The sequence below is a fragment of the Vreelandella sp. ssv genome, assembly GCF_059448525.1.
The window spans coordinates 3767950-3787266 of the sequence record NZ_CM182545.1 but is presented as its reverse complement, the minus strand read 5'-3'; the positions used below and the strand labels follow the sequence as shown (position 1 = coordinate 3787266).

Sequence of the window (19317 nt, the reverse complement as noted above, 5' to 3'; positions counted from 1 at the left end):
CACTAGGCTGGCAAGCATGCTATCTCCTTATGGATTAAACAGGGTGCTTGTTATGAATGCCAATGTTGCCGTTTCTGATTCCACGACACACAGTGTAGATAACCGCTATGTGCACGGCCTGGATCGTCAGTATGTGTTCCACTCATGGGCTCAGCAAGGCAGTTTAGACCCAATGGTTATCGCGGGCGCGCAGGGATGTCGCGTATGGGATTACGCTGGGCGCGAGTATTTGGATTTTAGTAGTCAATTAGTGAATACCAATATCGGTCATCAGCACCCCAGCGTTGTGAGCGCGATTCAAAATCAAGCTGCCAGCCTATGCACTATTGCCCCAGCCCATGCCAACTTAGCCCGCGGTGAAGCGGCCAAGCGTATTATCGCCAAAGCGCCGGACGGTTTTAGTAAAGTGTTTTTTACCAATGCTGGCGCTGATGCCAATGAAAATGCCATCCGCATGGCGCGGCTCTATACCGGGCGTACCAAAATACTTTCTGCTTACCGCTCCTATCACGGCAATACCGGTTCTGCGATTGCTGCTACCGGCGATTGGCGGCGGGTGCCCAACGAGTATGCCAGTGGTCATGTGCATTTCTTCAATCCATACCTGTATCGCAGCGAGTTTTGGGCACGAGATGAAGATGAAGAGTGTGAGCGGGCGTTAACCCATCTTCGTCGAGTCATTGAGTGCGAAGGCGCCAATGCCGTCGCGGCCATTCTGCTGGAAACCATTCCCGGTACGGCAGGTGTGTTATTACCCCCTAAAGCGTATCTGCAGGGCGTTAGGCAACTCGCCGATGAGTTTGGCATCGTGCTGATACTTGATGAAGTGATGGCGGGTTTTGGCCGCACAGGGCGCTGGTTTGCCTTTGAGCATTACGATATGGCACCGGATCTGATTGTTTTCGCGAAAGGGGTCAACTCAGGCTACGTGCCTGCCGGTGGAGTCATCATTTCAGCGCCTATCTCACGCTATTTCGATGACCACTTTTTTGTCGGCGGCCTGACCTATTCCGGCCACCCGCTGGCGATGGCGGCCATTGTCGCCACGCTCGACGCCATGGAAGAAGAGGGCATCGTAGAAAATGCCGACAAGATAGGTAACGGCCCGCTAGCGGAAGGGTTGAAAAGGCTTGCCGAACGCCACCCCATCATCGGTGATTGGCGCGGTGTGGGCGTATTCCATGCCTTGGAGTTAGTGAGCGACCCGGTGCGTAAAACGCCGCTACCAGGCATGGAAGTGCTGAAACTCAAGCAGCTACTGATGGAGCAGGGACTGCTGGTATTTACTGTCGAAAACCGTATCCATGTGGTGCCCCCTTGCATTGTGACCCTGGAAGAAGTGGAGGAGGGCTTGGCAATTCTAGAGCGCGTGTTTGAAGGCTACACGCATCACCTCAGTGAGATATTGGCTACGTAGATAAAGTATTATCGTAAGCAAGCCCCAGGCGCTGCATGCCTGGGGTGATACGCTGCATTTCAATAGCGCCGAATCCTAAGCGGAAAAAACGGCGTGGCGGAGCGGCATCGAAAAAGTGTTGAAAGCCCGGTTCAATCAGCACCCCGCGCTGAGCGGCATGCCACGCAAGGCGCTGGGTATCGATGCCAGGATCGGCCTCCATCCAAAAGGCGCTGGAACGGCTGCTACTGTGGCTGAGGCAACCGGGTACTGAGTGATCAATGGCCATACGCATGGCGTCTCGTCGTCGGTCAATCTCTTCTACATGCAATTTGAGGTAGCGCTCGTAATAGCCTTGGGAAATAAATTGTGCCAATTGGTGTTGCAAGGCCGCGGGCGGATGGCGATACATCATGCGTCGCAGTGCGCGTAGTTCATCAATCAATTCGGGATCCGCCACTACATAGCCCATACGTAGCCCTGGCGAGAGCGCTTTAGATAAGCTGCCCATATAGATAATCCGCGCGCTCTGCGCACTGGCTTTAAGTGCCGGAAGCGCGAACTGATCACCGTGAATTTCAGCGTCGTAATCATCCTCGATGACGATCTGGTCACGGTGGGGGAGTTGGGTCAATAGAGCCTCGCGCCGTTCGCGGCTCATGGTAATGCCTGTCGGCACCTGATGGCTGGGCATCACATAGAGATAGTCACATTGCTGAGTGCCTTCCAGGCGCATGCCTTCTGCGTCCAAGGTTTGAAACTGTAGGCTGGCACCGCGCTGGGCAAATACGTTCATCGCCTCGCGATAACCTGGAGATTCCAGCGCTACCCGGGTGCCCCGATGACAGAGCAGTTGCGCAATCAGATAGAGTGCATTTTGAGTCCCCATGGTGATGAGGATCTCTTCGGACCGAGCGAAAATACCCCGTCGCGGTAAAATGCGTTTACGTAGTTGTTCTATCAGCAGTGGATCATCTTGATCGATACGATCACGCAGCCATGGTTTGTCGCGCTGCGAACTTAATAAGCGCCGTGAAACATCGCGCCATTGGGCTAACGGAAAGAGTCGCGTATCTAATTGGCCATAAATAAAGGGGTACGCATACTCTGACCAATTGCCGGGTTTGAGAATGCCTTGATAGTTAGTAGGGCGCTGAGTAATGCGTTTGTGCCAGTTTGGTGCAGTTGCAGCGTCTGTACTGTTCTCTGCTAATACGGTTAAAGGGGAGTTTAGCGCTAAGTGCGGATCATTATAGTCAGGATGTAAATAGTAACCGCTACGAGGTCGACTGATTAGGTACCCGTCTTCGACCAGTTTCTCGTAAACAATAGACACCGTATTCCGTGAAATACCCAGCTGTTGCGAGAGTTTACGGCAGGAGGGTAGTGCGTCTTCAAGGGGCAAACTGCCTAAGCGAATCGCTTCCAGTAGCGTCTCGCGAAGCTGTTCTTGCAGGCAGGTAGAAGCATTAGGGTCGACCTCAAGACACAGCGTTGTCATGCACTTCTTCCTCTTAAATAACCCTCTTATCTATTTAACCTAAGCATCTTTCGTGCCAGCTTTATGATAGCCAACTGTCCTTTCACTTTACGCTAACTGGCTCTAATCGAGAGGAGGATAAAAAACTAGGGTGAAGTCACTTTCAACTTGTAACCGTTTGGTTAGCGATGATTGTCCACTCTAGGGGTATAAGGCGATGAAAAAAGTAGCTGTTTTAACCTGCGCATTAAGCGTTGGTGTCCTTGCATTAGGCGTCTCATTCACCGTGTCCGCTGCGGACTTAGAAGAAATAGAGAGCCGTGGCTACATGAGCGTGGCCACCGAAGATAACTACGCGCCGTTCAACTTTATGAGTGGTAGCGACCCAGATGGCTTTATCAAAGACATCTTGATTGAACTGGAGGAGTACGCTGACTTTGAAGTCCGCCAGGATATTTTGCCGTGGACGGGGCTGCTTGCTTCGGTTTCATCGGGCCAGTACGACATGGCGCTTACCGGCGCTTCAGTGACCGATGAACGCCTGCGCGTATTTAACTACGCACCGCCGTTTGCCTCTGCCCAGCACTTCTATATCAAACGGGCGGGCGATGACCGTATCAACAGCATTGAGGATTTAAGCGGTATGACGCTGGGCGTCCAAGCGGGTAGTGCGCTGCTGTCACGCTTGCCTGAGCTGGAAGTCATGCTAGAGGAGAGCGGCGGCGAGCTGGGTGAAGTGATGCAGTATGAAGCCTATCCAGAGATTTACGCCGATCTGGCCAATGGTCGCGTCGATTATGTGATCAATTCCATCGTGCCGGTGAATGATCTGATTAGTGAGCGCCCTGACGTATTTGAAGCGGGCCAGGCCGTTTCTGGCCCTGGCTATGTTGCTTGGCCTATGCCCAAGGACAGCCCCGAGCTGCTGGCCTATATTACCGATTTCATGAGTCATCTGCGTGATTCTGGGCGCCTGGCTGAACTGCAGGAAGAGTGGTTCGGCGAGTCATTTGACGACCTACCGACAACCCCCATCACCTCTGTGGAAGAGTTCCACGACATGGCCGGTATGTAAGCCATCACATTCGCCAGCCGCTCAGGCGTGTTAGTTGGGCGGCTGCTTCCATCGAGCGAATCAGGGGGTGAGTGAGCATGGATAGTAGTGCATGGGGGCTTCTCATCCAGGGCGCCTGGACAACGCTTTGGATATCCGGCATATCCATTGCCATCGGTGTGGTAATGGGGTTGCTGATTGCCTTGCTCAGAGTGGCCAAAATCCCCGTTCTGCATCAACTGCTAGGCGTTTACATCAGCTTGGCGAGGGCAACACCGCTGGTAACATTGGTGCTGTTTATCTTCTTAACCGCACCGACCATGGGGGTTAATCTCAACCGCAATATGGCCGGTATCATAGCGTTAACCCTCAACACCACTGCTTTTAACGCCGAAATTTGGCGCTCCGCGTTTAATAACTTCTCCAAAGAGCAGCGTGAAGCGGCCCTGGCCATTGGCATGACGCCATGGGTCTATTTTCGCCGCATTATGCTGCCGCAAATCACCATTACCAGCCTGCCGGGCCTGGTCAATGAGATGTCTTTTCTGATCAAAGGCAGCCCCGCCATTGCGGTGATTGGTGTGGTCGATCTGACCCGCGTGACCAACCGGATTTCGGCGGTGACCTACGACCCTCTGCCGCCGATTTTAGCCGCAGCGGCCCTGTACATGCTGATCATCAGCCTGCTGGTATGGCTGCAGCGCGTGGCTGAGCGAAAAGCCAGTCGATTGGCCGTCTAACTTGGCCATCAAGGGGAGCCTTTATGAGCAACTGGGATATTCTTTGGTCATCGTACGATGTGTTTTTGAACGGTTTTTATAACACCTTAAAACTGTTTGGTTTATCTGTAGTGCTGGCGTTTATATTGGGTAGCGGAATCGTATTTTTGTTAGAGGGTTCGCGCCCGCGCTTAAAAATACCGCTGCGCATCTTTATTGACGCCATGCGCATGCTGCCATTTTTGATTCTGGCCTATTTACTCTATTACGGCCTACCCAGCGCAGGCATCCGCATGAGCGCCTGGACGGCGGGGATTATCGCCTTGGTGATGTATCACGGCGCTTACTTTGCGGAAATATTGCGCGGCTGCCGCGCTACCTTCGCCCAAGGGCAGGTAGAGGCTGCCATCGCGCAGGGGTTCTCTCAGCCCAAGATGTTTATGCGCATTATCTTGCCCCAGCTGATTTTAAAAACCCGCGGCTTACTGGGTAATCAACTGATAATCCTGCTCAAAGATACCGCCTTTTTGGTGATTATCACCGTGCGCGAACTCACCGCGGCGGCGAGCAGCCTGTCGAGCACCTACTTCATTCCCATGGAAGCCTTCATTGTGGTGATTGGCTTCTACTGGCTGATCAGTATTGGTTTGGAACTGTTTATCAAAATGATTGGCCGTTTTGGCGCCAAGCGAGGATTCGAAAATGCCTGAGACCGCCGCTGTTAGTATTCGTAATCTTTCAAAAAGCTTTGATGGCACCGAAGTGCTGCGGGATGTATCGCTGGAAGTTCAGCCCGGCGAAGTGGTGAGTATTTTGGGCTCATCGGGGTCGGGTAAATCTACCCTCTTACGCTGTATTAACTGGCTTGAGCAACCCGACCGAGGCGACATTCGTATCGACGGCGACCGTATCGGCGTTAGTGATACCGGCAAACCGATGTCGCGTCGTGAACTGGCAGGCATGCGCGCGCGCTTGGGCATGGTGTTCCAGGGCTTTAACCTCTGGCCTCATTTAAGCGTGCTGCGCAATGTCACCGAGGCGCCTGTTCATGTTCAGGGGCTAAGCAAAGCCGAAGCGGAAGAGCGGGCAATGGCACTGCTTGAGAAAGTCGGCATGGCCGACAAACGCGAGCAGTACCCCTATACACTCTCTGGAGGACAGAAACAGCGGGTAGCGATTGCGCGGGCACTCGCCATGCAGCCCAAGGTGATGCTGTTCGATGAGCCTACTTCAGCCCTCGACCCTGAGCTGGTGGGGGAAGTGCTTGGGGTTATCAAAGACCTCTCGAAAGAGGGCTACACCATGGTGCTGGTGACCCACGAAATGGAGTTCGCCAGGGCTGTCTCCGATCAAGTGGTGTTCCTCGATAAGGGCATCATTATCGAAAAATCCCACCCCAGCGAATTCTTTGAAAATCCCAAAACCGACCGGGTACGGCGCTTCCTGGAATTAGAAGCGCCTGCGGTTTAATTAATAAGGAGGGAATGCCCCTCCTGGTTTATGCCAGCCGTCACACTGAGTGCGTTCTACTTGCTGGCGCCGATGCTTCTCCCTCTGCTTGTACAGCATCCGCCAACATATCGGCGGTAATCGCAGAGAGCGTCCAGCCCAGGTGGCCGTGGCCTGTGTTGTAGAACACCGTGGGTAATTTTCCACGACCGACTTTGGGCAGCATATTGGGGAGCATCGGGCGCAGGCCCGCCCAGGGCACTACGCGGCGGGTGCTGACGCCGGGGAAACACTCTTCCACCCAGCGGATCAACGGGCGGATGCGGTTGTCGCGGATATCGCGGTTAAAGCCGTTAAACTCGGCGGTGCCCGCGATCCGGAAACGGTCATCGCCCAGGCGGCTGGTCACCAGTTTGGTTTCATCATCGAGCAGGCTAACGGTAGGGGCAGCCTGTTGAGAGGCGGCGTCATCGAGCTGCACGGTAATCGAATAACCTTTGACCGGGTAGATATTGACCCGGTCGCCTAGCTTGGCGGCCAGGGCGCGGCTCCCTACGCCTGCGCATACCACCACGCTATCAAAGGTTTCACGTACTGGTTCGCCGTCAGCCTCGCCTTCAAGCGTGGCAGTAATCCAGGCGTGCTGTTGATCGGCGCCGACATCCTGCACGCTGTGGCCATATTTAAGCGTTACGCCGCGGCGTTCGGCGGCTTGTGCCAGGCCGTGGGTAAACTTATGAATATCGCCGGTGGCATCGCTTTCGGTAAAGAAACCGCCGTAGTAGTTGCCCGCCAGGGTGGGTTCGATGGTGCGCATCTCGTCGGGAGTGACCGCCCGGCGCTCCAGGCCGCCTTTGCTGAGCAGTTGAGACACCTTGGCGGCGTGGTCATAGCCCGCTTTGTCGCGGTAAATATGCAGAATGCCTTTCTGCTTTAAATCAAAATCGATTTGCTCTTCCTGCGCCCACTGAAAAAGATGCTCGCGTGCCGCAATGGCTAGCCGCGCGGTTTCGGTAGTGTTGGCAGAGTAGCGGGGAATCGAGGCGATAAACTCGCCGAACCAACTGAGCTTGTGCCAACTGGGGCGGGGATTGACCAGTAGCGGGGCATCATTTCTGAGCATCCAGCGGATACCCTTGATTACGGTTGGCCAGTGATTCCACACTTCGGCATTGGAGGCTGAGAGCTGACCGCCGTTGGCGAATGAGGTTTCCATCGCCGCATAGCGATGCTTTTCAAATACGGTGACATCATAGCCACGTTTAGCCAGGGCGTAAGCGCTGGTAATGCCGGTGATACCACCACCGATAACGGCAATGCGTTGCATAACTCTCTCCAGATTGTATGAGCGTCGGGGAATCCCACCTAACGGCGTAACTGCTGCTGGGCGTACCCCTTCCGTCATGGAACCTGAGAGATTCACGCACCCGTTGGGTGCGCTTGCTCCTTCGGTGGGCTGAGTGACGCAGTCATCAGCCGCTCTTCGGAAAGTGAGGGTAATAGCGGTCCGGTTGCCTGAGAGTTTCCGGGGCTGTTGCTCCTTCGGCGCTGGCGTCATCGGTTTAGGACGCGCCAAGCTCTCCCGCTATTACTTTGCTGCTTGTTGTTTTAAGGCTAACAGTTTTAATGCAAATAGATTTAACACGATCAGTTTTAACGTGACTAGTTTTAGCATGGAAGTCGACCATGGTCGTGAACGCTTATTCCACGCGGCTCACTCCCTGGGCTGGGCACGCTCGATGATTGCCGCGCAATCCAGTCCGGTGGGCAGGGTGCCTGTACTGAGGCTGCTGCGGTCTGTAAGCCGTCCAGCACAGAATGCATCTGCCACATAAGCGGGGGCGTGCTGTACCAGCAGCGCGCCCTGTAATGCCAGGGCCATGCTGTCCGCCAACTGGCGAGCGCGGTACTGGAGCGCTTGAGTATCCTGCATCTCCCGCTGTAATTGGTGAATAAAGCGGTCAAGATGTTCATTGGCACCCAGTGAAAGGCCGAGTTCGGAGAAGTAGGCGTCGAGTACCTCAGGCTGTTTTTCAATCGCGCGCAGGATATCCAAACACTGCACATTGCCGCTGCCTTCCCAAATGGCGTTGATGGGCGACTCGCGGAACAGGCGCGCCATTATGTGGGTTTCCATGACGCCGCTGCCGCCAATCACCTCCATTGCCTCGTAAGCGTGGTGGGGTGTGCGCTTACAGATCCAGTACTTGCCCACAGGGGTGGCGATTCGCGAAAGCAGGCGCTCATGCTCATTGTCCTGATGATCCATGGCCCGGGCCATGCGCAGCATTAAGGTAGTGGCGGCTTCGCTCTCAATGGCCAAATCAGCTAGCACATTTTGCATCAGCGGCTGCTCGCTTAGCCGCGCCCCAAAAGCATGCCGATGCGAGGCGTGGTGAATCGCCTGGGCGGTGGCTTGGCGCATTCCGGCAGCTGAACCAATCATGCAGTCGTAGCGGGTCATGGCGACCATCTCAATAATGGTGCGCACGCCGCGGCCTTCATCGCCCACCATCCAGGCAAAGGCGCCCCGTAGCTCCGTCTCGCTGGAGGCATTCGATACGTTGCCCATTTTACGTTTTAGCTGCTGTATATGAAGCGGGTTCTTACTACCGTCGGGTCGCCAGCGCGGCAGCAAGAAACAGCTCAATCCGCCGCGTGCCTGGGCAAGTACCAGAAAGGCATCGCACATGGGCGCGGAGACAAACCATTTATGCCCCACCAGCTCAAAAGCTTCGCCCGGCCCGCCTTGGTCAATCGGGTAGGCACGTGTTGTGTTCAAACGCACATCGGAGCCACCCTGCTTCTCGGTCATTGCCATGCCGAGAGTGAGGCCCTGTTTCTCAAAATAGGGCACGTTGCGCGGGTCGTAATGGGGGGCGGTGACTTTATCGCCCCACTCTACGAGCAAGCTGGGCTGGTGGCGCAGTGCGGGCAGGGCGGCAAAGGTCATGGTAATCGGGCAGCCATGGCCTGCTTCTATCTGGGCCTGTAAAAAATAGCGGGCGGCACGGTTAACATGCGCACCGGGCTTAGGGATTCGCCAGGGGCTGGCATGCAAGCCGTGCTCTATCGCCGTTTGCATAAGTTGATAATAGGCGGGATGAAACTCGATCAAATCGACCCGATGGCCTTGCCGGTCGTGGGTCACCAGCTGTGGTGGATAGCGATTAGCATCAACCCCCAAAGCGATGGCTTCGGCGGAGCCCGCCCAAAAGCCAAACGTCTTGAGAGAGGTGTCGTCAGTCATCCCTTCGCGTTTGACGCCCTCTTGAAGAACCTGATCAGCGGTGTAGCTATTGTAGTTCTCAAGTGGCGGGGGCTGGTTTTCCACCCGGTGAGTGCTAGCGAGAAGCTTATCGGCAAGGGGATAGTGCTGCGTCATGATGATCACCGTCGACGTGGCGAGCATATCGTCTAAACGAACATTTTATAGTCTTATAGTAGTTGCATGGCTGAGAAGGCGCTAAAAAGATGAGGGTATAAAGCAGGGAAAATTTGTTCTGCTTTGCTCAGCCAGCGTATTTAACCGACAATGCCAAGCTTATCCTTCTCAGCCTTGGGTACTATCAATGCAAGCAAACGCAATGCAGGCAACTGGGTTTTTTGACGAAATAGGCGAGACCATTGGCGAAGCAATCCGCGTGATGGTTGAGTTCTTATTGGGCATATTTACCAATTTCTTTGGTGCCTTTGGCGATTTTATCGATGGCTTAACCCGTTCTCTGGGAATCAGCGATTCTTTTTTTAGCATTGCCGTGCTGGTCGTTGGCCTATTGATTCTGTTTGGCGGTGTCCGGGCATTTCTGCGTGGCTCGCTGATAGGGGGGATATTTCGTACCTTATTGGGGCTGTTTATTCTCTCGTGGCTGATGATGTAAAGAGTTGCTTTCCCCCTTGAAGTAGCGCCCTTGAGGCAGTTTCATCAAGGGTATGATGGATTGTCATTTGCTTATTTGGTGCATTTTGCCATCATCTGCACTCATTTTGTGCAAAGCGAGTGCAATGAAAACTTATCTCGGCAAGATGCGGGGGCAGCCAGTTAGGCGCTCGCGGGTAGGCTGGCAGGATGCTTTTTGGTCATGGGTCGGGGCCTTTACCGGTATGGCGGTCATTTGCTGGTTGAGTTCGGCGTGGCTGTCACAGCAGTTGCTGATCGTAGGCTCCTTCGGGGCGACGTCAGTCCTTATCTATGCTGCTCCTGAAAGTCCCTTTGCTCAACCAAGCCACGTGCTGTTTGGCAGCGTGCTATCAGCGGGTATCGGCGTCGCTTGCTACCAACTGCTGGGGGCGACACCGCTCTCGATGTCTCTGGCTGTATCGCTGTCGATACTTGTTATGCAATTAACCCACACGGTTCACCCACCGGGAGCCGCAGCGGCTCTGATTGCGGTAGGCGGGGGTGCCAGCGTTCATCAACTGGGGTGGTGGTATCCTCTTTTACCAATCGGAGCGGGCAGTATAGTGATGCTGGTAATCGCTATTCTGGTCAATAACCTTGCCCGGCACCGTTGCTACCCGCGCTACTGGTAATGTTAAAAACGACTCAGTTGCTGTTCCAGGGCAAAAATATGGGCATCTTTAGCGCCTAGCTCGCGCAGCGCCTTAGCCAAGTTGACTAAGTATTCGCGATTGGGGCCGCTGGGGCCATGGGCGTTGGCTATTTGCTGGGCGATATCGGCAAGGGGAGCCTCACCTAGAAAGGCCGGATTGTCCTCGCTGGCCAGATAAATAAGTCCTTCGCTCTGCTCGGTTCCGTTGCCCTTCTCGTCCATAAACGTCAGCGGTACTTTTTCTCGCAAGTAACCGTTCTTCTCCCGCACATCCAACGGTGCGAGCACTTCCGGGGCAATGCGGTAGGCCATACCGTGGCAAATCGCATCCTTGGCACGTACCAGCGTTGCCACTCGACCAGGCGCTTCAGGGGTGCCACGATGATCGTGTGAGCCCTGCCAAAAACGTCGTTCCCAGCCATGAATATAAGCCGGGCGGCGCTCTATATAGGCAAAATCGGCTTTCCATATCAACGATCCATAGCCGAATAGCCATATAGCCGCATGGCCCTCGAAGAAGTTTCTTTGCTGATTAAGGGCAGTGGTATCAAGCATCGTTATCAAGCAACATATCGGCGTCCAACAACATATCGTCACCCAGCTACATCGGTTACCAAGCAACACAGTTAGTAGCTACTTTTGTAAAAAATCCATCTTATCATGTCATTGGTCATCACTTATTTAACAGCTCATTCAACCCAAACTAGCAGAGGCAAGCATGCGCGCGATTTTTCTGGTCGATAACGGTTCGCTACGAGCGCAGGCAACGCTGAATTTACGCCATGTGGCGGCTTCGCTTAGCGCGTTGTTAGGCGAAACCGTCCAGGCGGCTTCGCTGCTGCACTCCAATAAGATTCCCGCAGAAGAGGTTGATGGCATTCCCGCCACCACCCTTGGCCCCGCCGCTGAACGCAGCGCCGAACAAGGGGCAACGGAGATTATCGTGCTGCCGTTCTTTTTCGGCCCCAGTAAAGCATTGACCGGCTACCTGCCTGAACGCATGGCGACGCTGCAAGAGCGTTTTCCCCACGTTAAGGTGCGGGTGGCCCAGCCCTTGGTGGATGAGTTCGGCGATAATGACCTGCGTTTAGTCCATTTGCTGGCCGATAACGTGCGCGACAAGCTTCGGCCAGGTGATAAACCCCACGTAGCGTTGGTAGATCACGGCAGCCCAATCCCAGAAGTTACCGCCGTGCGCAACCGCTTGGCCGGGCAGCTTAGCGTGCTGCTAGCCGAAGACGTAGCGTGTGTTGCCGCCGCCTCCATGGAGCGGCGCGAGGGCGATGAGTACCGTTTTAACGAGCCGCTGCTGGAAAACTTGCTAGCGCTTCCCGAATTCAACGCAGGCCCGGTCATTCTGGCAATGCTGTTTCTTTCACCGGGGCGCCATGCGGGGGAGGGTGGCGACATCGCTGAAATATGCGCGGCGGCTGAACAGCAGCATCCAGGGCTTTCCGTTACCACGACCAAACTGGTGGGCGAACATCCGGGTATTGTCGATATTCTTGTCACTCGGCTGCGCCAAGCGCTTGATGGACAACGCTTTCTACTCGATATCCCGGCAATCACCTGATGTGACTAAAGTCTGATGGGTGAATACAGGCCAAATAGCGCGTAGAATCGCGAGCCTTTCTATTCGTTGTAAGCTGTCGTTGCTGACAATGCGCTAACCAGGGCTCCTTTTGTGATCGCTACCGCCAATATCACCATGCAGTTTGGGGCCAAGCCCCTGTTTGAAAATGTCTCAGTTAAATTCAATAACGGCAATCGCTACGGCCTGATTGGCGCGAACGGCTGCGGCAAATCCACCTTTATGAAAATTCTCGGTGGCGATTTGGAGCCCTCTTCCGGCCAGGTGATGCTGGATAGCAGTACACGGCTGGGTAAGCTGCGCCAGGATCAGTTTGCGTTTGAAAACGAGCGCGTCATCGACACCGTGATCATGGGCAATGTAGAGCTCTGGTCGGTGGCTGCCGAGCGCGAGCGTATTTACTCGCTGGCAGAGATGAGCGAAGAGGACGGCATGGCCGTTGCCGACCTGGAAGTGCGCTTTGCGGAGCTTGACGGCTACACCGCAGAGTCCCGCGCGGGCGAACTGCTGCTGGGCCTGGGTATCCCCATCGAGCAGCACACCGGGCCGATGAGTGAAGTCTCTCCCGGCTGGAAGCTGCGTGTTCTGCTGGCTCAGGCGCTGTTCTCTGACCCGGATGTACTGCTGCTGGATGAGCCCACCAACCACCTGGATATCAACACTATCCGCTGGCTGGAAGATATTCTCAAAGCGCGCAGCAGCACCATGATCATCATTTCTCACGACCGCCACTTCTTAAACAGCGTCTGCACCCATATGGCGGATCTGGATTACGGCGAAATTACCCTGTTCCCAGGGAATTACGATGACTACATGACTGCCGCCACGGCGGTTCGCGAGCGCCAGCACTCGGATAATGCCAAGAAAAAGGCACAAATTGCCGAGTTACAACAGTTCGTGAGTCGCTTCTCCGCTAACGCCTCGAAAGCTAAGCAGGCTACGTCTAGAGCGCGTCAAATCGATAAAATCAAGCTGGAAGATATCAAGCCTTCCAGCCGCGTAAGCCCTTTTATCCGCTTTGATCAGGCCAAGAAGATTCACCGTAACGCTGTCAATGTTGATGGCATTACCAAAGGCTATGACGGTGAACCGCTGTTTAAACGCTTATCCATGACCGTTGAAGCTGGCGAGCGGATTGCCATCATCGGCCCTAATGGCATTGGTAAAACGACGTTATTGAAAACACTGGCGGGCGAGTTACATCCGGACGCCGGCGAAGTGAAATGGACAGAAGCCGCTGATATCGGGGTTTTTGCTCAGGAACATAGCGACGATTTTGCCGTTGATGCCACGCTGTTTGAGTGGATGTCGAGCTGGACCACCGGCGGCGAGCAGGTTGTTCGGGGTGCGTTAGGGCGGATGCTGTTTTCCAGCGACGATATTGGTAAATCGGTGAAGGTGATTTCCGGTGGCGAGCAGGGACGCATGCTGTTCGGTAAGTTAATCCTTACTCAGCCCAACGTTATGCTGATGGATGAGCCGACGAACCACCTGGATATGGAGTCTATCGAGGCGTTGAACCTGGCTTTGGAAAACTACCCCGGCACGCTACTGTTTGTCAGCCACGACCGCGAGTTTGTCTCTTCACTGGCCACCCGCATTATTGATATGCAGCCGGAAGGTATTGTCGACTTCAGCGGTAACTACGACGATTACCTGCGCAGCCAGGGCGTTGTATAAACGCGTCTAACCGATAATGCGTTGATAGGTGGTATCTGTGGCGGGTTTTCGATCACCATCGAGTAACTCGCCCTGAAAAATCTCAGCTGCTTGTTTAGCAATATCTACAAACACAATCATCTGCTGGTTGCGCCGCTTATGTAGCGGGGGTTTAACCAACAGGCTTATGCCTTTTACTTCGTGATTGGAGTCACGGTAGAGATCAGGCATCTCGCCGGGTAGGAAGGCATTAGCAATGGTCACTGGGTTGGAAGGCTGCTTGCCCGGCACATGATAAACCTTGGTGAGTGGATCGTATTTAGCCTCTATCTGACGCAGCCAATCGGTCAATTGTTGCGTGTTGTCAGGTGAAGGGTTGGCGAATACCACAAACAGTGAATGCTGCTTAAACGTTGTTTTTGATGTGTCAGCGGCAACCGGGGGTTTTTGAGCAGGCTCAGGAGGCGCGGTTGCCGTTGCCTGTTTCGCCTCAGTGGAAGCCAGGAACTCTTTTTGTGAACGTTTACGGCGCTGAGCAAGCATGAAGTAGAGAAACAGCGCTGCCGCCACCAGCCCAAAAATCAAGGACCCACCAGCGAGCAGTGTCACCATTGATGTGTTTTCCATCTCTCTACTCCCTCCTGTGAACCTAAAGTAAGCCCGCAAATAGCATTTTATTATTGCGCAGAGCTTAAGTTGTTGAGCAAGTAAGCATTAGCGCCGGTTAAGCCGCCAAATCGTTGCATTGAGTGCCAGTGCCAGCGCAACCCATAGCCAGTAAGGCACCATCAGCCACGCGGCGAGTGGGATGACCTGGGAAAATAGCGCAATGGCGACAGTTATCAATCCTAGTAATACCACAATATCGGCCAGCGCCGCGGCTATCTGTTTGCGTCCAAAGAATAGCCAGGACCATGCCGCATTGGCGAAAAGTTGTAGCACGTAAACTACTAAGCTGGCGGTGCGCAACGCCGAATCATCGGCCATATAGAGTCGCCACGCAGCGATAGCCATTAATAAATAGAGTATGCCCCACGCAATAGGAAAGGCGATATCAGGCGGTGTCCAGGTCGGCTTACGTAGTTCGCGGTACCAGCTATCAGGACGAAAACGTGCGCCGGTACTGGCGGTAAGGCCAACTAGCAGGATAGATAGCAGCAGCGTCAGCAGCGAACCCAGCATTTATCACCTGTGTGTTTAAACGAAAGAATCAATAGCCTAGCAGTGTTTGAGAATAATCAGATATAAAAAAAGCACCACCTAAGTGATGCTTTTCAGCCGTAAGGGTTCAGCAATTTGCTAAATAAGTACTGTCTTAACTCCGACGGTCATAGCCGTTATCCATAAATGGATAGTCGGTATAGCCCTTCTCGTCACCGCCATAGAACGTTTCATGGTTCGGTTCGGTGAGCGGCGCGTTGACACGGAAACGCTCGGGTAAATCAGGGTTGGCGATATAGGGGCGGCCAAAGGCAACGGCGTCGGTGGTATTTTCACTGATGCGTTTCTCGGCGCGCTCGGCGTCGTAGTTACCACAGTAGATCAGGCTACCGCTGAAGCGCTCGCGCATCTGTTCACGGAAACCATCGGGGAAGGTGATATCGCCACCGGCCCAGTTGGGTTCGTTAAGGTGCAGGTAGGCGAGGCCGCGCTTGGAAAGCTGCTCGGCCATGTAAAATGCCATCGCTTCCGGCTCGTCGTCGGTTAAGCCAAACAGCTCGATGAACGGCGTCATGCGGATGCCGACACGGTCAGCACCGTAAACGTCAATCACCGCATCAACCACTTCCAGCGGGAAGCGGGCGCGGTTTTCCAGCGAGCCACCGTACTGGTCAGTACGCTTGTTGGTGCCAGTCGCCAGGAACTGGTTGAGCAGGTAGGCGTTTGCTGCGTGGACTTCGACCATATCGAAACCGGCACGCTTGGCACGCTCGGCCGCTTGGCGGTAATCTTCGACAATGCCGGGGATCTCGTCGGTTTCCAGCGCGCGCGGCGTGCTGGTGGGGTGCTGACCCGCAGTGCCGTCTTCAAACTCTACGAAACACTGGGCGCCTTCGCCTTTCAAGGCACTCGGTGCTACCGGCTGTTGGCCATCGGGTTGAACCATTTCATGAGAAACGCGCCCAACGTGCCACAGCTGCAAGGCAATACGGCCACCTTTGGCGTGTACCGCGTTGACAACGCCTTTCCAGCCGGCTTCCTGCTCATCCGTCCAAATGCCGGGCGTATACACATAGCCACGGGCAGTGGGAGAAATGTTGGTAGCTTCGCTGATGATGAGTCCCGCGCCAGCGCGTTGACCGTAATAAGCTTCCTGCATCTTACCCGGTACGCTATCGGGGGTGCGCGCACGCGTCAGCGGCGCCATGATTACGCGGTTAGGAATCGACAGGCTGCCCACCTGGATGGGGTTAAACAGTGTTTCGAAAGCCATCAATTAAGCTCCTTTTGAATGCTTCGATCAAATAGTACGAATCAGAATAGACCAGTTTACTAGTTAACGCCAACCGGATATTTTAAAACGTATTTATGCACTAGGTAACCGCTTATGGGGCATCCAAAATCAGAGTCTCTCTGGTACTGTTGCTGCTTATTACCAAGGATGTTGTTGATAGCATGTTAAAAAACGCCCCTCAGCGCCGCCCTTATCAGGTGGCGGAAACAATCAAATGCTGGATCGTGGATAGGCACCTGAAGCCGGGTGACCGGCTACCTAGCGAGTCGGAGCTGATGGAGACCCTGCAGGTGTCGAAAGGGACGGTGCGCGAGAGTACGCGAGTACTGGAAGCCCAGGGATTGGTCGAAACTCGCACAGGGCCCGGGGGCGGCGCTTTTGTGCGTGAGATGAGTGAGGCCAAAGCGGTATCGCTATTAAGCAATTACCTGTTTTTCAAAGAGATTTCAATCAAGGATATCTACCAGATACGCTTGGCGTTAGAGCCTGAACTAGCCGCCTCGTTAGCCGGTAAAGTGTCGGCCAGTGATATGGTACGTTTACGCGAAAGTCTGCATAGTTACGCAGCCCCTGCAGTCGATAGTGAGACTGAGCGTCAGCAGCACCTCGATTCGCTGCATTTTCACTTGATGCTTGCCGAGTTATCCGGTGGCAATCAGCTGCTGACCTTTATCATTCGTTTCACTATTCAAGTGCTCTCCGATTTGACGATATATCATCGCCTGTATGAGCCAGCTACCTACGATTTTGGCCAGGTGGGATGTCGCTATCACGCGCAAATACTGGATGCGATCGAGATGGGGGATGCCGAAAGCGCTTATAACATCATGCGCGAGCATATGCTGGATGCCCAGCGCGTGATGAATCAGCAAGAGGCTCAGGTACGCCGAGGCTTTTTACCTGAGCCATTGAAGTAGCCAACGCTACATGCTGCGCTATGGTTGCCCCAACTGTTGTAAAAATGCCATAACCACCCGCGTTGCTGCTTCGCCATCCTCGGCGGTAATCGCTTCGTCCGGGTGGTGACTCAGCCCCTCTTTACAGCGCACAAACAGCATGCCGATGTCGGTCAATGCCTGCATGGCCAAGCCATCGTGGCCTGCCCCGCTAAACAGTCGCTCTGCAGGCTGTCCAACCTGCATGCAGGCCTCTTCTAGGGACGTCATCATCCAGTCAGCGCAGGCGGCGGCATCGGCGCTGTAAGTGTTTTCCATCTCCAATGTCAGTCCTCTGCGGGTCGCTACTTCTTCCATTGCTGCGTAGACAGCTTCGCGACCTTGTTGCCGAATGTTGCGCTCTGGTGAGCGTAGCTCGACAGTGAACGAGACCTCGGCAGGAATGACATTGACAGAATTCGGGTGGACGTCGAGCTTGCCCACCACGCCGACAAGCTTATCGGTACACTGCAGCACGCTATCGACGGCCAGGACCATTTCCGCCGCGCCGACTAGCGCATCATGTCGCATGGGCATCGGTGTGGTGCCTGCGTGTCCGGCCTTGCCGCGCAGCGTGACACGGTGACGTTCAATACCAGTCAATGCTGTGACAACGCCAACCGCATGATGCCGCTGCTCAAGAATAGGCCCCTGTTCAATATGTACCTCTAAATAACCCAGGGTGTTGGCGGAGGCACGGGCGATAGAGGGGATCTCCTCTGGTGTGCAGCCAAAGGCGGTCAATGCTTCTGCAAGGGTCACGCCTTGCGCATCCTGGGCGGCAAGCTGCTCAGGCGTTACGTTACCCGCCAGCGCCTTGCTGCCAACCAGCGTGGTAGGAAAGCGCACTCCCTCTTCGTCACCGAACGCTACCACTTCGATACCGAAGGGCAGGGCCACCCCTTCGCGTTTAAGCGCTTCCAGCGCCAGAATTGGCAGTGCAACGCCCAGCATGCCGTCGTACTTACCACCTTCGATTACCGAATCCTGATGGGATCCCATGATGAAGGTTTTTTCGCCTGCCAGGGCTTTGGGGCAGCGACCAACGAGATTGCCGGCCGCATCCAGTTGGGGGACAAGCCCTGCTTGCTCCATCCAGCGGCTGATTATCGGCAGTACATCCTGGTGCTCCTGGGAACAGAACAGTCGCGTAACACCGGCGCCAGGTGCCGAGCAACGGGCGGCTTCGTCCAGGCGGTCGATCAATACCTGCCCCAGCTCGCCCTGGGAAAATGCAGTGTGAACAGCGGTTTCGGTCATAAACTCTCCGATAGGCGCAGGGTAACAGCAACACTACCAGCTTGGATGTGCCTCTAGCGTAGCGGTAGTTGGTGCCAAAAGGCTTGGAAGTCGTCGCTCATAAACTGGTCAGCCAACGCCCTCAAGGCGCCCACGACGTCTTCCGACCAGTCAACGCGCAAGTCAATCGGTGCTTGCTGGAACGACTCGATACGCAGCGCGGCAGAGCGGGTACCACGCTTATCGCCACCCGCATCCAAAGCGGCATCGAGGGCGCCAATGAGGTGCGCCAGCAAGTGTTGGTCGTGATGATGGGGGTAGCGGGGCGCCTCGCTGCGTTTGATGGCGGCGCCGCTGTTGGTGGCGCTAAGGCTTAAGAACTGTTCTGCCAAGACCTGCACGACATCGCCGCTTTGCAGCATGTTGCCGACCGCAGCGACGCCGGGAAAGCGGGCGTCTTCCACCTCGGCGATGTTCTCGCTTCCCGAATGTACCGATGAGCGTCCATGGGCATCCATCACCATGCATTGGCGCAGCGCGGAATCGCTATCTGCGTTGATCGCCGTGCCAAGGGCCTGCTTAGCGGTGGCGCCATCGACAAGTGCCTCATGCACCCGAGCCGGGTACCATGGATTGGTAAACCGCCCTTGGGTGACGCACGCTCCAACGCCGCGCCAGCAGTGATGTACATAGCCACCTACCGCCACCCCTCCGGTGGCGGTGATGGTGGCCACAGTGCCGGTGGTGGGGTGGTAGTGAACCAGTGAAAGCGTCATCGTGGCTATGC

Annotated in this window: 19 protein-coding genes and 1 riboswitch; of the genes, 10 read left to right on the top strand and 9 right to left on the bottom strand. The window is 54.9% G+C overall.

Annotated features, from left to right (window positions below):
* Positions 1–52 precede the first annotated feature (52 nt).
* On the top strand, positions 53–1417 hold the full coding sequence (locus tag AC5TBW_RS17265) for an aspartate aminotransferase family protein (protein ID WP_495509744.1): 1365 nt from the start codon (positions 53–55) through the stop codon (positions 1415–1417).
* Here AC5TBW_RS17265 and pdxR read toward each other — a convergent pair.
* Positions 1410–2897 carry a MocR-like pyridoxine biosynthesis transcription factor PdxR gene (gene pdxR / locus AC5TBW_RS17260; protein ID WP_495509743.1) on the bottom strand — a complete coding sequence of 496 codons (1488 nt, stop codon included), beginning with the start codon at positions 2895–2897 and terminating at the stop codon, positions 1410–1412. The genes AC5TBW_RS17265 and pdxR overlap by 8 nt on opposite strands.
* Before the next feature lie 196 nt (positions 2898–3093).
* Between pdxR and AC5TBW_RS17255 the strand changes: the two genes are divergently transcribed.
* From AC5TBW_RS17255 to AC5TBW_RS17240, 4 genes are all read left to right on the top strand, one after another.
* The gene (locus AC5TBW_RS17255; protein ID WP_495509742.1) at positions 3094–3951 is read left to right on the top strand and encodes a transporter substrate-binding domain-containing protein; all 858 of its coding nucleotides are present in this window, start codon (positions 3094–3096) and stop codon (positions 3949–3951) included.
* Between the two features lie 77 nt (positions 3952–4028).
* Positions 4029–4670: an amino acid ABC transporter permease gene (locus AC5TBW_RS17250; protein ID WP_495509741.1), complete on the top strand. Its 642-nt coding sequence runs from the start codon at positions 4029–4031 to the stop codon at positions 4668–4670.
* 23 nt (positions 4671–4693) lie between these two features.
* The gene (locus tag AC5TBW_RS17245) at positions 4694–5359 is read left to right on the top strand and encodes an amino acid ABC transporter permease (RefSeq protein ID WP_495509740.1); all 666 of its coding nucleotides are present in this window, start codon (positions 4694–4696) and stop codon (positions 5357–5359) included.
* Positions 5352–6119 (top strand): amino acid ABC transporter ATP-binding protein, encoded by a 768-nt coding sequence (locus AC5TBW_RS17240; protein ID WP_495509739.1) that lies wholly within the window; start codon positions 5352–5354, stop codon positions 6117–6119. Before AC5TBW_RS17245 ends, AC5TBW_RS17240 begins: the two co-directional genes overlap by 8 nt.
* Positions 6120–6159: 40 nt before the next feature.
* Here the strand turns inward: AC5TBW_RS17240 and AC5TBW_RS17235 are convergent, their stop codons facing one another.
* Together AC5TBW_RS17235 and AC5TBW_RS17230 are read right to left on the bottom strand one after the other, a co-directional pair.
* Positions 6160–7425: a D-amino acid dehydrogenase gene (locus tag AC5TBW_RS17235; RefSeq protein WP_495509738.1), complete on the bottom strand. Its 1266-nt coding sequence runs from the start codon at positions 7423–7425 to the stop codon at positions 6160–6162.
* Positions 7426–7591: 166 nt separating this feature from the next.
* Positions 7592–7693, bottom strand: a riboswitch (glycine riboswitch).
* A gap of 119 nt (positions 7694–7812) precedes the next feature.
* Positions 7813–9483, bottom strand: a complete 1671-nt coding sequence (locus tag AC5TBW_RS17230) for an isovaleryl-CoA dehydrogenase (RefSeq protein ID WP_495509737.1) — start codon at positions 9481–9483, stop codon at positions 7813–7815.
* A 202-nt stretch (positions 9484–9685) separates the two neighbouring features.
* On the opposite strand from AC5TBW_RS17230, the gene AC5TBW_RS17225 reads away from it, so the two are divergent.
* Together AC5TBW_RS17225 and AC5TBW_RS17220 are read left to right on the top strand one after the other, a co-directional pair.
* Positions 9686–9979 (top strand): hypothetical protein, encoded by a 294-nt coding sequence (locus AC5TBW_RS17225; protein ID WP_495511982.1) that lies wholly within the window; start codon positions 9686–9688, stop codon positions 9977–9979.
* A gap of 124 nt (positions 9980–10103) precedes the next feature.
* Complete coding sequence (locus AC5TBW_RS17220; RefSeq protein WP_495509736.1) at positions 10104–10631, top strand: HPP family protein; 528 nt, start codon at positions 10104–10106, stop codon at positions 10629–10631.
* Between the two features lie 2 nt (positions 10632–10633).
* On the opposite strand, the gene AC5TBW_RS17215 is transcribed toward AC5TBW_RS17220, so the two are convergent.
* Complete coding sequence (locus AC5TBW_RS17215; protein WP_495509735.1) at positions 10634–11206, bottom strand: gamma-glutamylcyclotransferase; 573 nt, start codon at positions 11204–11206, stop codon at positions 10634–10636.
* Positions 11207–11369: 163 nt separating this feature from the next.
* Between AC5TBW_RS17215 and AC5TBW_RS17210 the strand changes: the two genes are divergently transcribed.
* Both AC5TBW_RS17210 and AC5TBW_RS17205 read left to right on the top strand, forming a co-directional pair.
* Positions 11370–12224: a sirohydrochlorin chelatase gene (locus AC5TBW_RS17210; protein WP_495509734.1), complete on the top strand. Its 855-nt coding sequence runs from the start codon at positions 11370–11372 to the stop codon at positions 12222–12224.
* Between the two features lie 111 nt (positions 12225–12335).
* The gene (locus tag AC5TBW_RS17205; RefSeq protein ID WP_495509733.1) at positions 12336–13922 is read left to right on the top strand and encodes an ABC-F family ATPase; all 1587 of its coding nucleotides are present in this window, start codon (positions 12336–12338) and stop codon (positions 13920–13922) included.
* A 6-nt stretch (positions 13923–13928) separates the two neighbouring features.
* On the opposite strand, the gene AC5TBW_RS17200 is transcribed toward AC5TBW_RS17205, so the two are convergent.
* The 3 genes from AC5TBW_RS17200 to AC5TBW_RS17190 form a co-directional block, all read right to left on the bottom strand.
* On the bottom strand, positions 13929–14528 hold the full coding sequence (locus tag AC5TBW_RS17200) for a cell division protein ZipA C-terminal FtsZ-binding domain-containing protein (protein WP_495509732.1): 600 nt from the start codon (positions 14526–14528) through the stop codon (positions 13929–13931).
* An 87-nt stretch (positions 14529–14615) separates the two neighbouring features.
* A complete protein-coding gene (locus tag AC5TBW_RS17195; RefSeq protein WP_495509731.1) occupies positions 14616–15083 on the bottom strand; it encodes a TspO/MBR family protein in 468 nt (155 codons plus the stop codon).
* A gap of 133 nt (positions 15084–15216) precedes the next feature.
* Entirely contained in the window at positions 15217–16335 is a 1119-nt protein-coding gene (locus tag AC5TBW_RS17190; RefSeq protein WP_495509730.1) for an alkene reductase, read from the bottom strand.
* 182 nt (positions 16336–16517) lie between these two features.
* On the opposite strand from AC5TBW_RS17190, the gene AC5TBW_RS17185 reads away from it, so the two are divergent.
* Complete coding sequence (locus AC5TBW_RS17185) at positions 16518–17273, top strand: FadR/GntR family transcriptional regulator (protein ID WP_495509729.1); 756 nt, start codon at positions 16518–16520, stop codon at positions 17271–17273.
* Between the two features lie 18 nt (positions 17274–17291).
* Here AC5TBW_RS17185 and AC5TBW_RS17180 read toward each other — a convergent pair whose 3' ends face one another.
* Both AC5TBW_RS17180 and AC5TBW_RS17175 read right to left on the bottom strand, forming a co-directional pair.
* Positions 17292–18551 carry an allantoate amidohydrolase gene (locus tag AC5TBW_RS17180; RefSeq protein ID WP_495509728.1) on the bottom strand — a complete coding sequence of 420 codons (1260 nt, stop codon included), beginning with the start codon at positions 18549–18551 and terminating at the stop codon, positions 17292–17294.
* A 53-nt stretch (positions 18552–18604) separates the two neighbouring features.
* A complete protein-coding gene (locus AC5TBW_RS17175) occupies positions 18605–19306 on the bottom strand; it encodes a DUF1028 domain-containing protein (protein ID WP_495509727.1) in 702 nt (233 codons plus the stop codon).
* Positions 19307–19317 lie beyond the last annotated feature (11 nt).

Bases quoted from the DNA above. Each gene is read 5' to 3' on its own strand.
- AC5TBW_RS17240 (WP_495509739.1), top strand. From the start codon at position 5,352: ATGCCTGAGACCGCCGCTGTTAGTATTCGTAATCTTTCAAAAAGCTTT.
- AC5TBW_RS17180 (WP_495509728.1), bottom strand. From the start codon at position 18,551: ATGACCGAAACCGCTGTTCACACTGCATTTTCCCAGGGCGAGCTGGGG.
- AC5TBW_RS17210 (WP_495509734.1), top strand. From the start codon at position 11,370: ATGCGCGCGATTTTTCTGGTCGATAACGGTTCGCTACGAGCGCAGGCA.
- AC5TBW_RS17175 (WP_495509727.1), bottom strand. From the start codon at position 19,306: ATGACGCTTTCACTGGTTCACTACCACCCCACCACCGGCACTGTGGCC.
- pdxR (WP_495509743.1), bottom strand. From the start codon at position 2,897: ATGACAACGCTGTGTCTTGAGGTCGACCCTAATGCTTCTACCTGCCTG.
- AC5TBW_RS17215 (WP_495509735.1), bottom strand. From the start codon at position 11,206: ATGCTTGATACCACTGCCCTTAATCAGCAAAGAAACTTCTTCGAGGGC.
- AC5TBW_RS17185 (WP_495509729.1), top strand. From the start codon at position 16,518: ATGTTAAAAAACGCCCCTCAGCGCCGCCCTTATCAGGTGGCGGAAACA.
- AC5TBW_RS17250 (WP_495509741.1), top strand. From the start codon at position 4,029: ATGGATAGTAGTGCATGGGGGCTTCTCATCCAGGGCGCCTGGACAACG.
- AC5TBW_RS17255 (WP_495509742.1), top strand. From the start codon at position 3,094: ATGAAAAAAGTAGCTGTTTTAACCTGCGCATTAAGCGTTGGTGTCCTT.
- AC5TBW_RS17245 (WP_495509740.1), top strand. From the start codon at position 4,694: ATGAGCAACTGGGATATTCTTTGGTCATCGTACGATGTGTTTTTGAAC.
- AC5TBW_RS17225 (WP_495511982.1), top strand. From the start codon at position 9,686: ATGCAGGCAACTGGGTTTTTTGACGAAATAGGCGAGACCATTGGCGAA.
- AC5TBW_RS17220 (WP_495509736.1), top strand. From the start codon at position 10,104: ATGAAAACTTATCTCGGCAAGATGCGGGGGCAGCCAGTTAGGCGCTCG.
- AC5TBW_RS17265 (WP_495509744.1), top strand. From the start codon at position 53: ATGAATGCCAATGTTGCCGTTTCTGATTCCACGACACACAGTGTAGAT.
- AC5TBW_RS17200 (WP_495509732.1), bottom strand. From the start codon at position 14,528: ATGGAAAACACATCAATGGTGACACTGCTCGCTGGTGGGTCCTTGATT.
- AC5TBW_RS17195 (WP_495509731.1), bottom strand. From the start codon at position 15,083: ATGCTGGGTTCGCTGCTGACGCTGCTGCTATCTATCCTGCTAGTTGGC.
- AC5TBW_RS17230 (WP_495509737.1), bottom strand. From the start codon at position 9,483: ATGACGCAGCACTATCCCCTTGCCGATAAGCTTCTCGCTAGCACTCAC.
- AC5TBW_RS17190 (WP_495509730.1), bottom strand. From the start codon at position 16,335: ATGGCTTTCGAAACACTGTTTAACCCCATCCAGGTGGGCAGCCTGTCG.
- AC5TBW_RS17235 (WP_495509738.1), bottom strand. From the start codon at position 7,425: ATGCAACGCATTGCCGTTATCGGTGGTGGTATCACCGGCATTACCAGC.